At 34.5% G+C, this 13,339-nt stretch carries 15 protein-coding genes and 1 riboswitch; of the genes, 11 read left to right on the top strand and 4 right to left on the bottom strand.

The genetic code is table 11. The annotated features are described in order from the left end of the window. Window positions 1-183 precede the first annotated feature (183 nt). Entirely contained in the window at window positions 184-555 is a 372-nt protein-coding gene (locus tag J2X17_RS14210; RefSeq protein WP_310299282.1) for a hypothetical protein, read from the bottom strand. Between the two features lie 160 nt (window positions 556-715). Between J2X17_RS14210 and J2X17_RS14205 the strand changes: the two genes are divergently transcribed. From J2X17_RS14205 to J2X17_RS14195, 3 genes are read left to right on the top strand one after another with little or no spacing between them, the layout of a single operon-like run. After that, window positions 716-919 (top strand): hypothetical protein, encoded by a 204-nt coding sequence (locus tag J2X17_RS14205; protein WP_310299279.1) that lies wholly within the window; start codon window positions 716-718, stop codon window positions 917-919. 54 nt (window positions 920-973) lie between these two features. Beyond that, window positions 974-1,558: a pseudouridine synthase gene (locus J2X17_RS14200; RefSeq protein ID WP_310299277.1), complete on the top strand. Its 585-nt coding sequence runs from the start codon at window positions 974-976 to the stop codon at window positions 1,556-1,558. A 48-nt stretch (window positions 1,559-1,606) separates the two neighbouring features. Further along, the gene (locus J2X17_RS14195) at window positions 1,607-2,065 is read left to right on the top strand and encodes a tRNA (cytidine(34)-2'-O)-methyltransferase (RefSeq protein WP_310299274.1); all 459 of its coding nucleotides are present in this window, start codon (window positions 1,607-1,609) and stop codon (window positions 2,063-2,065) included. Window positions 2,066-2,250: 185 nt separating this feature from the next. Here J2X17_RS14195 and J2X17_RS14190 read toward each other — a convergent pair whose 3' ends face one another. The 3 genes from J2X17_RS14190 to J2X17_RS14180 form a co-directional block, all read right to left on the bottom strand. Then, entirely contained in the window at window positions 2,251-3,027 is a 777-nt protein-coding gene (locus J2X17_RS14190; RefSeq protein ID WP_310299270.1) for an ABC transporter ATP-binding protein, read from the bottom strand. Between the two features lie 108 nt (window positions 3,028-3,135). Then, window positions 3,136-4,164 carry an iron chelate uptake ABC transporter family permease subunit gene (locus tag J2X17_RS14185; RefSeq protein ID WP_409025261.1) on the bottom strand — a complete coding sequence of 343 codons (1,029 nt, stop codon included), beginning with the start codon at window positions 4,162-4,164 and terminating at the stop codon, window positions 3,136-3,138. A 1-nt stretch (window position 4,165) separates the two neighbouring features. Next, a complete protein-coding gene (locus J2X17_RS14180) occupies window positions 4,166-5,308 on the bottom strand; it encodes an ABC transporter substrate-binding protein (protein WP_310299265.1) in 1,143 nt (380 codons plus the stop codon). Window positions 5,309-5,455: 147 nt separating this feature from the next. On the opposite strand from J2X17_RS14180, the gene J2X17_RS14175 reads away from it, so the two are divergent. The 8 genes from J2X17_RS14175 to J2X17_RS14140 all read left to right on the top strand — a co-directional run bounded on the left by J2X17_RS14175 (window position 5,456) and on the right by J2X17_RS14140 (window position 13,303). Then, the gene (locus J2X17_RS14175) at window positions 5,456-5,845 is read left to right on the top strand and encodes a C1orf53 family protein (RefSeq protein WP_310299261.1); all 390 of its coding nucleotides are present in this window, start codon (window positions 5,456-5,458) and stop codon (window positions 5,843-5,845) included. A 30-nt stretch (window positions 5,846-5,875) separates the two neighbouring features. Next, on the top strand, window positions 5,876-6,250 hold the full coding sequence (locus J2X17_RS14170) for a four helix bundle protein (protein ID WP_310299258.1): 375 nt from the start codon (window positions 5,876-5,878) through the stop codon (window positions 6,248-6,250). Window positions 6,251-6,286: 36 nt separating this feature from the next. Further along, a complete protein-coding gene (gene cobU / locus J2X17_RS14165; protein WP_310299256.1) occupies window positions 6,287-6,796 on the top strand; it encodes a bifunctional adenosylcobinamide kinase/adenosylcobinamide-phosphate guanylyltransferase in 510 nt (169 codons plus the stop codon). Window positions 6,797-6,953: 157 nt separating this feature from the next. Beyond that, window positions 6,954-8,633, top strand: a complete 1,680-nt coding sequence (gene cobT, locus J2X17_RS14160) for a nicotinate-nucleotide--dimethylbenzimidazole phosphoribosyltransferase (protein WP_310299253.1) — start codon at window positions 6,954-6,956, stop codon at window positions 8,631-8,633. Window positions 8,634-8,767: 134 nt separating this feature from the next. Beyond that, window positions 8,768-9,565: an adenosylcobinamide-GDP ribazoletransferase gene (locus tag J2X17_RS14155; RefSeq protein ID WP_310299250.1), complete on the top strand. Its 798-nt coding sequence runs from the start codon at window positions 8,768-8,770 to the stop codon at window positions 9,563-9,565. After that, complete coding sequence (gene cobC, locus J2X17_RS14150; protein ID WP_310299247.1) at window positions 9,550-10,086, top strand: alpha-ribazole phosphatase; 537 nt, start codon at window positions 9,550-9,552, stop codon at window positions 10,084-10,086. The genes J2X17_RS14155 and cobC overlap by 16 nt, the downstream gene beginning before the upstream one ends. Window positions 10,087-10,153: 67 nt before the next feature. Further along, window positions 10,154-10,365, top strand: a riboswitch (cobalamin riboswitch). A 27-nt stretch (window positions 10,366-10,392) separates the two neighbouring features. Continuing rightward, a complete protein-coding gene (locus J2X17_RS14145) occupies window positions 10,393-12,246 on the top strand; it encodes a TonB-dependent receptor plug domain-containing protein (protein ID WP_310299244.1) in 1,854 nt (617 codons plus the stop codon). Window positions 12,247-12,250: 4 nt separating this feature from the next. Further along, window positions 12,251-13,303: a YncE family protein gene (locus J2X17_RS14140; protein WP_310299241.1), complete on the top strand. Its 1,053-nt coding sequence runs from the start codon at window positions 12,251-12,253 to the stop codon at window positions 13,301-13,303. Window positions 13,304-13,339: the final 36 nt, after the last annotated feature.

Raw genomic sequence — 13,339 nt, 5'->3', positions numbered from 1 at the left:
AAGTAAACATCAAATTATTCAAATATAATTCAAGAATTAGAATTTAAAATCTCCGCCATAGGCTGTTTACACTCAAGTTTTAAGGAAATTTCATAAAAAACATAAACATCAGATAATAAGAATTATAAACAAAAAAGCCTTCTGAATTCAGAAAGCTGTTTTTAAATTTATAATTCGTCAAATTTACTCCTCATCCAACTTCATATTTCCCCGATCTTCGTGATTGTCGGGATGTGAATTCGGGTAACGATTTGGAGTAACATCCGAATTTCGATCTTTATTTTCTACCGTTCTATTTGCTTCTTCTTCGGTTGAAACACCCCGGTTTGCATTTGGATTATCAGGATCTATTTCGCTCGAAACTTCTTTGATGTTTTCATTTACATTTCTGGCTCTGTCTACAATTTCTTTATTTCCTGATGCATCTGCAACGATTTCCTTTTTAAGTTCTGAGTCGTGCAATTCAGTATCGTGAGAAATATTTTTACCTTTCGATTCGTCTATATTTTTTTGCGCTCCATTTATTTTTTTAGAGCCGAGATTATTATTTTCCATGGCAATTTACTTTAGCATTAATACATAATATTACGAATTTTAGATTTGAAAACTAAGTCCTTTAACATAGCTTTTGGATTATAAAATTATTCACAACATCATAATTATCAAATTAATACTAAATTAGTATAACATTTTTCCGCAATTAAAAATCAAAATTATGAACTTTTTCAAATCAAAAACAAGTTGGTCAAATGCAGAATTTATCATCATAAAACTATGCATCGCTACGGCGTATCTTTTAATCGGAAGTTATTTTCATGATTTCTTTAAGGATTATTACACGCCGTTATTAATCTTATTTGGCATAACGGTAATCTGGTTCGTTTATTTATGGGTACAGAAAATGAAAAACAGAACGTAAGGATAAATTGGAAATACTCATTAAACAAAACTATCTTTGCACCAAAAATACAATATGCATCAACACTTCATTCTTTTTAAACCTTACGGCTACCTCAGCCAATTTATTTATGAATTAAAAAGAAAGAAAAAGCTTTTGGGCGAATTACACAATTTTCCTGAAGGAACGATGGCGATTGGCCGTTTGGACGAAGATTCTGAAGGACTACTTTTACTAACTACAGACGGAAAAGTAAGTGAACAAATACGAAGCAAAAAAGTCGACAAAGAATATTATGTCCAGGTTGATGGCATTATTACTCCTGAAGCGATTGAACAACTCCAAAAAGGTGTAGAAATTGGTTTTGATGGCGGAAAATACATAACCAAACCCTGTTCTGCTTTTATAGTTACTGAAATTCCTGATTTTGGCCCGAGAGCTAAAAAAATCAGAGATGAACGTCATGGACCAACTTCCTGGGCCTCCATAACTGTAAACGAGGGAAAGTTTCGCCAGGTTCGCAAAATGACCGCAGCGGTTGGTTTTCCTACTTTGAGATTAGTTCGAGTTAGAATAGGAAATGTATATTTGCAAAACCTAAAAGCCGGTGAGGTTTTAGAGGTTTCCGATTTTCAATTAGATAATTTGCCAATTAGATAATGAGATAATTGCTGGAAACTCACAATTCATAACTCATAACTCAAAAAAATGCTAAACGTTGTTCTTGTAGAACCAGAAATACCAAATAATACCGGAAATATCGGACGCTTATGTGTGGGCACGGAAAGCCGTCTTCATTTAATTCATCCGTTCGGATTTGTAATAAATGATAAAAACCTCAAACGTTCGGGTTTGGATTATTGGGTACATCTTGATGTGAACGAATATCAAAATATAGAAGAATGGATTCAGCAGATTCCGGATCAATCACGCGTTTTTTTGATGAGTTCTCATGCTGAGAGATCTTATTTAGAAACTGATTTTCAGGATGGAGACTGGTTGGTTTTCGGAAAAGAAAGTGTTGGTTTAAGCAAAGAGGTTTTGGATAGATTTGAAAATCACTTAACAATTCCGATGTCAAAATTAATCCGCAGTTTTAATATTGCGAATTCTGTAGCTTTTGTGGTTGGTGAAGCTAAAAGACAAATTGGGTTGAAGAATGTTTAATCGATTATTTGTTTAAGTGGTTAATCGATTTATATAAGCAGTTTTCTCAAAGTTTTTATTAAGCATCTACACTAGTTCTCGCAAAGTCGCAGAGTCGCAAAGCTTATTTTTAATTTTTTCTTTGCGACGCTGCGACTTTGCGTGAAATATTAAAATTATATACTTTTATTACTTTCTAAACTTTCCTAAGTAATCACAAACTTCCCTTTTTCGGCATCAAAAATAATATGTTCGTCTTTGAATAAAGTCGCAAAACTTCCTTTTGAAATTAAATTACATGGCTCGTCCTGAACAACAAATTCCGGAGTCATAATAATCATTTCGTCACTTAACTGAATCGCCAAATCGATATCATGCGTGGAAAATAAAATACACTTTTGAGTTTCCTGCGTTAGCCTTTTCAACAATTTGAAAAGCGAAACTTTATGCAGTAAATCTAAATGTGTGGTTGGTTCGTCCAGAATAATTAAAGGTGTGTCTTGCGCCAAAGCTCTTGCAATTAAAACTTTCTGCAATTGTCCGTCACTGATCTCAAAATGTTTTTTTGTTGCCAGATGTTCAATTTGTGTCAATGACATCGCTTCCTGAACTTTTTCAATGTCGGTTTCTGTTAAAGTTCCCACCCAATTGGTGTAAGGCTGTCTTCCCAAAGCAACTAATTCAAAAACTGAAAGATTGCTTGGGGGTAATTTTTCGGTTAAAACCAAACTTAAATTTTGTGCTAGGTCTAAAGGTTTGTAGGTATTTATATTTTTATCGTTCAAAAAAACATTCCCGGCCAAAGGATGCTGTATTCCTGTGATCGTTCGTAACAAGGTTGATTTTCCAATTCCGTTTGCACCAATTAAAGCGATCAGTTTTCCTGAATTAAGATTCAAATTTAGATTTTCGGCAATAGTCACAGTTGCTTTCTTGGACTTGTAGCCAATACTTAAATTTAAAGTGTTTAATATGGTTTTCATTTCTTTAAGGTACTAAGGTTCTGAGATGCTAAGGTGCTAAGCTTTTTTCTAAAAGATTAAAACATCTGTGTAAAATCCGTTTTATCTGTACAATCTGTGGGCAAAATATTATTGAAAATTTCTTTTTCGAACCAAAAGCCAAACCACAACCGGCGCACCAATTATAGAGGTTATTGCATTTATTGGCAGCGTAACATCAAATCCGGGCATTTGCGAAACGACATCACAAAATAACATAATAATAGCTCCAAAAAATAATGTACTCCAGAACAAAACAGTGTGATTACTCGTTTGAAAAGTTAGTTTCGCAATATGCGGAACTGCTAACCCCACGAAAGCAATCGGGCCGGCAAAAGCAGTAATGCTTCCTGCCAAAATACTGGTAGCAAAAATAATAATCAATCGGGCTTTATTAAAATTGAGTCCCATGCTTTTCGCATAATTCTCTCCTAAAAGCAAGGCATTTAAAGGTTTTATACTCGCAGCACTTAAAAGCAAACCAATCAAAACACAGATCGCAAGAATTCCAACCGTTCCCCACGAAAGATTTCCAAGACTTCCCATTGACCAAAAAGTGAATTTCTGAAGTTGCTCGGCTGTACTAAAATAAGTCAAAACACTAACTATTGCCGTGGTAAAACTTCCAAACATTAAACCCACAATCAAAATTGCCATAGTATCTCTTAATTTTTGCGAAACCAGCAAAACCAATAATAAAACAAGTGAACTCCCAAAGGTTGAAGCAATAACAATTCCGTATGACGACAAAGCAATTTCCCTTAAAAAAGAAGGCAAAAATCCGGCCCCTAAAATCACAAAAGCCACACCTAAACTGGCCCCGGAACTCAATCCTAAAACATAAGGCCCCGCAAGCGGATTACGAAACAACGTCTGCATCAATAAACCACTTATCGACAAACCTGTTCCTACTAAAACCGCAGTAATTGCTTTGGGCAAACGGTAATTGATAATGATATATTCCCACGTTGTTTTACTGGCGACTCCTCCTGTTAAACTCGTATAAACATCCTTGAACGGAATCGTAACCGAACCCAGGCTGATACTCACAAAAAACATCAAAATCAGACCAATAGCAAGTATGAAAAATAAAATCGTATTTCGTTTTTTGTTTGCCAATTTAGTTCAGTTTAGATGCGAAAGTAAATTCGTAGCTTGGTAATAAATCAGGGTGAAAAATCTTGATATAATCTTTTAAAACCAAATCAGGACGGCTTGGAGATAATTCGTAATAAATAGTTCCTCCTGTAGCACCCAATTTTCCTTCAAAAGTATAAATCGTTTTATTTTTAAAAGCATCAAATTCAACATAATGCGGATTAAGTTTTTCAAATTCTGCTAATGATTTTACGGATCCGGTTGCAATCCAGTAATTCGCTGTTTTTGCTTTATCCAGCACTTTTTCGAAAGACAAACCTTCGCTTCCGGTTCCTTTCAAATCTGCCCATAAATAATTGGATTGCGCATCATTCATAAATTGCGCCACCCAGCTATTTCCTTTTGCTACATACCACACATCTTCGTACATCGAACCATATAAAACTGTAGAAGTTGCTGGTTTATCCGCGACTAATTTCTTAGCCTGTTCGTAACTCAAAACAATTTTATCAAACAATTCTTTGGCCTTGTCTTCTTTTCCAAATAAAGCTCCGTAAAGTTTAATCCATTCGGCTTTTCCAAGTGGGGATTGTTCCATCCAATCGGCCTGAATGAATACATTTAAACCACTTTTTTTCAGATTATCCAACATCGGATTATTATTGTCCACACCAAAAGTAACAATCAAATCGGGTGATAATTCTATCAATTGTTCGATATTTAATTTTTCGTTTTGCCCCACATTTTTCACAGAACCTTTGTCTATTAATACTCTGGTTTTTTCAGAAGAAATATAATCAGTATGCGGAAAACCCACTAATTTATCTTCGACATCCAGCATTTCCAGATATGGGATATTTGTCGTAGAGGTTACAACAACAGATTCTAAAGGAACTTTTATCGAAGTATATTGCTGCAGACTATCCGGAACTTTTGCGTCTTTTTCTTTTAACACATACGTGAAAGTTTTATTCGCATTTGGCCATGGATTTGAAACCTTTACTACTGAAAATCCCTCGTATTTTACGATAGAAAATCCCGAAGCATATTCGATACTATTTTTAGGAATTGGAGATTGGGCAACTTCTATAGTTTCATTTTTTTTACATCCGATAAGGAGAAAAAAAGACAAAACAAAAATCGATTTTGGTAATAAATGTTTCATAAACTGGTTATACTATTTTGGAATTTTAAATCGTTAATACTCAATATCAGTACAGATTTTGAATACTGAAATTTCACAAATTAATTTTTCAATAACCACAAAGGTAAGGCAATTTCTAAATTTTTTGTTTACTTTTATTCTTACAAAATGCAACAAACCTATCTTTTACCTATTATGAATACCACAAAAACAAAAGTTTGCTCAAGTTGCGAATCTATTTTTAGCTGCGGAGATATTTCTGTTGAAAACAAATGCTGGTGTAATGATTTTCCTCCTATTTTCAATCTAGCTGAAGGAGGCGACTGTCTGTGTCCGACTTGCTTTAAAGAGGCTTGCGTAGACAAAATTGATGCATATGTAGAAACGATGACACCTAAAAAAGCACTTCAAAATAAAGCAATATCTTTACCAAAAACCGAAAAACTTTTAGAAGATTTGGATTACTATATCGAAAATGGCAATTATGTTTATACAACCTGGTTTCATTTGAAACGTGGGAGCTGTTGCGGTAATGATTGTCGTCATTGCCCTTATTAATTGTTAATTATAAATTATTAGTTGTTAATTATGAAAAACAACATTGTTAAAGATAAAAGTTTTGATTTTGCCATCAGAATTGTCAAATTATATCAATATCTATGCATTGAGAAAAAAGAATTTACACTTTCTAAACAACTCTTGAGGTCTGGAACAAGTATCGGTGCAATGGTTCGAGAAGCAGAACATGCAGAAAGCAAAAATGATTTCATCCATAAATTTGCCATTACACAAAAAGAGGCGAATGAAACCGTTTACTGGTTAGAGTTATTAAAAGCCACTGATTATTTAAATGACAAAGAATTTGAAAACATCAACACTGATGCCGTCGCAATTTTAAAACTTATAACAAGCATTCTTAAAACCACGAAAAATCAGCTCGTTTCTAAAACAGTTTCTTCTTAAAATTAACAATTAATAATTTACAACTAACAATTAATAATGATTTACCTAATTACCGGAGGCGAACGATCAGGAAAAAGCAGTTATGCGCAAAACTTAGCGCTACAACTTTCAAATGAACCAATGTATGTAGCAACAGCCAGAAAATGGGATGATGATTTTCAGACCAGAATTGACCGCCATCAACAAGAACGCGACGAACGCTGGACCAATATTGAAGAGGAAAAATATTTAAGCAAAATTGATTTTTCAGGAAAAGTAGCTTTGATTGATTGTGTCACTCTTTGGCTGACCAACTTTTTTATAGACCATAAAAACGATGTTACTTTAAGTTTGGAGGAAGCTAAAAAAGAATTTCTTTCGATTGCCAATCAGGAAAATGCCACATTAATTATTGTTACTAACGAAATTGGAATGGGCGTGCATGCCGAAACTCACATCGGCAGAAAATTCACAGAATTACAAGGCTGGATGAATCAGTTTTTAGCTTCAAATGCAAACGAAGTTGTTTTGATGGTTTCCGGAATTCCGGTAAAAATTAAAGGTTAAAAATGAAATTCCAATTTTTTTAAATTCCAAATTCCAACGCTATACTTTATCTTTACCTAAATCTTTAAACTTTTAAATTCTATATTGAAATCGAAATTGGTTTTTGCAATTGTTATTTCATTAGAATTTGGAATTTAAAAAAATTGGAATTTAAAAAATGACTTATTTAGATGATATTTTAAAATCGCGCCGTGATACCCGACATTTTACGACTGATGAAGTGCCAGATGAAGTAATTGAAAAAGCTTTGCAGGCAGGACATTGGGCGCCATCGGTTGGACTGACCGACGCTACACGATATTATCTCATCAAATCGGGAGAAGTAAAAAAGGCTATCAAAGATTTATTTTTGGATTACAATAAAAAAGCCGAATCGCTTACGGATAATCCCGAGCAAAAAGAACATTATAAATCATTGAAATTAGAAGCTATTGAAGAAGCACCAATCGGACTTATAATTGCTTACGACCGATCTGTTCTGAATCAGTTTACAATCGGCACTGTTGGCAGTAATGAAGCTGTAAAATTTAGTTCGGTTTGTGCAGCTCAGAATATCTGGCTTTCACTTACTGAACAAGGTTATGGCATGGGCTGGGTTTCGATTTTGAATTACCATCAGTTTAAAAAAATCCTTGATTTACCCGAAAACATTGAACCTTTGGGTTATTTCTGCGTTGGAAAACCGGCAACGAATTATAACAATCAGCCGATGTTGCAGCAATTGCATTGGAAACAAAAATCGGAAGCTCCTATTTGTTCAGAAATTACAAATGTCACAGAAAGTTATATTTCTGATTTGAAATTAAAATCTGAAACTAAGGTTCAGCATAGAAATGATTTCAGCAAACTTCTGCAAGAAAAAATAGATTCTAAAACCAAACCAATTGGCTCTTTAGGAACTTTGGAAACTTTGGCTTTTCAGATGGCGACGGTTTTTGAAAGTCTAAGTCCGAAAATCATAAATCCGAATATTGTTGTTTTTGCCGCAGACCACGGAATTGCAAATCACGGTGTGAGTGCGTATCCACAAGATGTAACACGACAAATGGTGGGGAATTTTCTCGAAGGAGGTGCTGCAATTAATGTTTTCTGCAAACAAAATAACATTGAATTATCGATTGTTGATGCCGGTGTTAATTATGATTTTCCGACAAACGCCAATTTAATTAATGCTAAAATTGCCAAAGGAACACAATCATTCCTGCATGCGCCAGCCATGAGCGATACCGAATTGCAATTGTGTTTTGAAAAAGGAAAATCAATTGTTGATGATATTGCAAAATCAGGGTCGAATTGCATTGGTTTTGGTGAAATGGGAATTGGAAATACTTCAACTGCTTCTGTATTAATGAGCCTTTTGACAGGTTTTTCGATTGAAGATTGTGTTGGAAAAGGAACTGGTGTAGAAGATGAAAAATTACTTCAAAAACAGGAATTTCTAAAAAGCGCCATTGCAAATTATTCCGGTCAAGCCGAATTGAAAGAGCAGTTGGCTTATTTTGGAGGTTTCGAAATCATACAAATGGCAAGTGGAATGCTGACTGCTTACGAAAATAAAATGCTGATTTTAGTTGACGGTTTTATTTGCAGTGTAGCATTTTTAATTGCATCAAAAATAAATCCTGAGATTATAAAAAATGCCGTTTTCTGTCATTGCTCCGCAGAAAAAGCGCATCAAAAATTACTTCAATATTTAAATGCAAAACCAATTTTAAATCTAGATTTGCGCTTGGGCGAAGGAACAGGCTGCGCAATTGCTTTTCCAATTTTGAAATCGGCAGAAGCTTTTTTGAATGATATGGCAAGTTTTGAAAGTGCGGGAGTTAGCAGGAAGTGATGAAGTCTCTTATTTGTCATTTCGACCGAAGGGAGAAATCACACTAGAAACTCACACACAGTACGTCGCTCTCTGGATGTGATTTCTCCCTTCGGTCGAAATGACAAAACACACATAAATTTATAACAAATCAAATGAAAAAAGAACTACATATTTTCTTTACCTGCTTAATGTTTTACACCAGAATCCCATGTCCAAAAAACATTGACCACAATCCGGATTATTTGAACAAAGCCACACGCTATTTCCCTTTTATTGGCTGGATCGTTGGTAGTATTTCTTTTTTAGCTTTTTATGTTTTTGCTCAATTTCTTTCTATTGAAATCGCTGTTATTCTGGCAATTATAGCATCAATTTTAACCACTGGTGCTTTTCATGAAGATGGTTTTGCCGATGTCTGCGATGGTTTTGGCGGGGGCTGGACCAAGGAAAAAATCCTGATGATTATGAAAGACAGCGCCATTGGTGCTTATGGAGCGATCGGACTGGTTGTATTATTTTTATTGAAATTCAAATTGCTTTCCGAATCGGTTTCTATTTTTCAAATTGAAAATGCTATTGGACTTTTACAGGTTTTCCTGTTATTTATTTCTGTTCACGCTTTAAGCCGTTTGGCCGCTATTTCAATTATTTTCACACATGAATATTCTCGTGATGACGCTACGAGCAAAAGTAAACCAATTGCAAAAAAACACAGTTGGAAAGAAATTTTTGGTGCCTTTTTCTTCGGATTAATTCCATTGCTCGCACTCTCCTATTTTCAATATAAAATGCTTTTAATTTTAATTCCTGTTTTCATAACTCGTTATTTTTTAGCTCGTTATTTCCAGAAATGGATTGACGGATATACTGGAGATTGCCTGGGTGCAACACAACAAGTCTGCGAAGTTGTTTATTATTTAAGCTTTCTTTTTTTATGGAAATTTATTTAGTTCGCCATACCGAAACGTCCTGCGAAAAAGGGATTTGCTACGGACAAGCTGATGTGGATTTAGCTAAACCTTTTGAATCGATTTTTGAAAATATTCTTTCGCAATTACCTTCGGAAGCAATTATTATTTCAAGCCCTTTGAAACGTTGTGTGACTTTGGCAAAATACATTCAGAACAATATTAAAACTATTTCGTATCACGAAGATAAACGATTGATGGAAATGAATTTTGGAGATTGGGAAATGAAAAAATGGAACGATATTCTGCCCGAACAACTCAATCCGTGGATGGAAGATTTCGTCAATATTCCTGCTTCAAACGGAGAATCATTTGTTGAATTACATAAACGTGTTGGTTCATTTTTATCCGATTTGGTTTCAAAAGAAATTAAAAACCCAATTGTTGTCGTTTGTCACGCCGGAACCATCAGAAGCATTTTATGCCATCAATCTTCATTGCCTTTAAAAGATGCTTTTCAAAATAAAGTTGATTTTGGTGAAGTCATTAAAATTCCCGTCTAAGCGAGTTTATGTTTAGAATTTCACTTAAAAAGCAAAACAAATTTGAAAATTCAATAATTTTAACTTTATATTTGCGCCAAATTAAGGTTGTGTTTTATAAATTTTAAAAACACATTAAAAGGGAATCAAGTAAAAAAATCTTGAGCTGTACCCGCAACTGTAAGCTTTGTTCTGAAAAGAATGCTTGTTGTTAACTACAAAACCACTGCTCGCTCCGGCGAATGGGAAGGTAAACAACAAGACGCAAGCCAGGAGACCTGCCTTCGTAACAAATATCGAGCTCTCGGGAAAAAGAGTGTAGAAATTATGACTTTAAAAAAACTTTTTGCTTATTGTTTGCTGTTGTTGTGCCAGATTCTTTCGGCGCAGAATGACTCTATTACAAATCTAAAAGCTGTTGTAGTTTCTGATGCTAATCTAAAAAAATACTCCACTTCACAATCGGTTTTAAAACTCAATGATTCTGTAATCAATAAAAGTGAGGCTTTATTAACCGATCTTTTAAACTTCAATTCAACTATTTATTTCAAAGAATATGGACGCGGAATGCTTTCGACGGTTGCTTTTAGAGGAACTACTGCATCGCAAACGGCAGTAATCTGGAACGGAATCAACATAAATTCTCAAATGAATGGAAGCACCGATTTTAATACAATCTCAGGTTCTGATTACAATTCAATAAGTGTGAAAGCCGGAGGCGGAAGTGTTATTTATGGTAGTGGAGCGGTTGGCGGAACTGTACATTTAAATAACGATTTGAGTTTCTATAAACGTTTTGAAAATAATCTGCGACTTGATTACGGAAGTTTTAATACAATCGGAATCAATTATAAAACCAATATTTCGAACGAAAAATGGAGCGCACAAATTGGTTTTTCTAATAATAGCTCGACAAACGATTATAAATATCTGGATCGTTATAACTGGAAAGGCGAACAACGCTGGAACCAAAACGGACAGTATGACATTTTCACCATGAGTGCGAATGTGGGCTATAAATTAAACTCAAAAAACAGCCTGAAATTATACAGTCAAACTTCTAACACAGACCGAAATACCTCTTTAATCTCAGAGTCAGAAACCAAAAGTAAATACATTAACGGTTTCAATAGAAATTTACTGGAATATGACGGGAATTTCGGCAAGTTTACCACCAATTTAAAAACCGCTTATATTTTCGAAAACTATCAATATTTTGCTGATAATTCGACTAACCAATATACTTTCGGAAAAACGGAAAACTTTATTGCCAAGGCTGATTTAGGATATACTCTTTTCAAATCGACTCAGATAAATGGAATTTTAGACTACAGCCGAACCAAGGGTTTTGGAAGTGGTTTTGGAGATAATACACGAGAAATTAGTTCTGCTGCATTATTGGTTAAACAGGATTTTTCTAAAGATTGGAAAAATGAATTTGGCATTAGAAAAGAGTTTACGGACAATTATAAATCGCCAGTTTTATTCTCTTTGGGTTCCTCTTATCAATTTGGAACATTATATAATCTGAAATTGAATTTGTCCCGAAATTTCAGAATTCCAACTTTCAATGATTTATATTGGGAAGAAGGCGGAAACCCAGATCTTAAACCTGAAAGTTCTTATCAGGCAGAAATTGGAAATGTTTTCACTTATAAAAACATTGCTCTTACGCAGACATTTTATTACATCAAGATCACAGATTTACTGCGTTGGGTTCCTGGAAGTAACGGAATTTGGACGCCCCAAAACACAGATAAAGTTAACAGCTACGGAGCAGAAACCTTGCTGAGCTGGAAAAAACAGTATGGTAAAAATTACTTTGGCGCTAATGCTACTTATGCTTACACGGTTTCTAAAGATTTAGCAACAGACAAACAACTTTTTTTTGTTCCTTTTAATAAAGTTACCGCTGCCGTTTCATATTCCAGGAATCGTATTTCGGCTTATTATCAATTTTTGTATAACGATTTTGTCTATACACAATCTGATAATGATCCGAATGAAATTGTGGATGCCTACACGGTTTCAAATATTGGAATCGACTACGATTTTAAATTTTTAAGTTCTTTCAAACTAGGATTCCAGGTTCTAAATCTTTGGAACGAAAATTATGAGAGTCTTGAAAACCGGCCAATGCCAGGCCGAAATTTTAATGTGTATTTAAACCTTAAATTTTAATATAATGAAGTTAACCAGATTATTTTTCGCAGCATTAAGTGCCTCCCTTTTTGTTTCTTGTTCAAACGATGATAGCACTGACACACCCAAAGGAGTATATGATAACGGTTTTTTCATCTTAAACGAAGGAAATTCAGGCGGCGGTTCAGTTTCATTTGCCAGTGATGATTTATCAAATTTTACGGCAGATGTATACAAGACAGTAAATGGTGGTGATTTTGCCGGAGTATATCTTCAAAACATCTTTTTTGATGGTGATAAAGCATATATTATAGCAGGTGGATCAAACGTAATTAACGTTGTAAACCGTTACACTTTTAAATTAATTGCAAAAGTTGAAACTGGTCTTGCTAATCCAAGATACGGAGTTGTGAAAGACGGTAAAGCCTATGTAACCAATGCTAATACTTACTCTTACGTGAATGCTGCAACAGGTAATACAGATGATTATATTGCAATAATCGATTTAGCCAGCAATAAAGTAGAATCCAAAATAGAACTGGGTGCAACTGCAAACAGAATTTTATTGGAAAACAATAAATTATACATTACAGATTTTTACAACGATAAAGTATTGGTTGTAAATCCGGCAACAAAAGCATTAGAAACCCCGATAACAATTGGTGACAGTGGAGACACTATGGAAGTTAAAGATGGTGTATTATACGTTTTAAGAGCTCCTTATGGCGATAATAGAAGTGAAATTGTAAAAGTAAAATTAGCTGACAAATCAATTACTAAAATCACCTTCCCTGTAACATTAGACAGAGCTGGGTATTTAGATATAGAAAAAGACAAAGTGTATTATACCATTGCAAAATCAGTTTATGCAATTAGTACTACTGCAACTGCAATTTCAACCACTCCAATATTTACGGCTGGTATTCCAACGACAGGTTCAATTTACGGTTTCGCTGTAAACAACGATAAAATTTATATTGCTGACGGAGGTGACTTCGGGTCGAACAGCAAAGCTTACATCTACAACTTAAGTGGAAGTCTGCAAAAAGAATTAACTGTTGGTGTAGGACCAAATGGTTTTTACTTCAACAATTAATATTACTTGTTTTAGATTAGTTTTTGGATTTTTTTG

The organism is Flavobacterium aquidurense (genome assembly GCF_031458035.1).
Classification (GTDB): domain Bacteria; phylum Bacteroidota; class Bacteroidia; order Flavobacteriales; family Flavobacteriaceae; genus Flavobacterium; species Flavobacterium aquidurense_C.
Note: the sequence above shows the minus strand (reverse complement) of the source record. Positions and strands in the feature narration are given on the sequence as shown.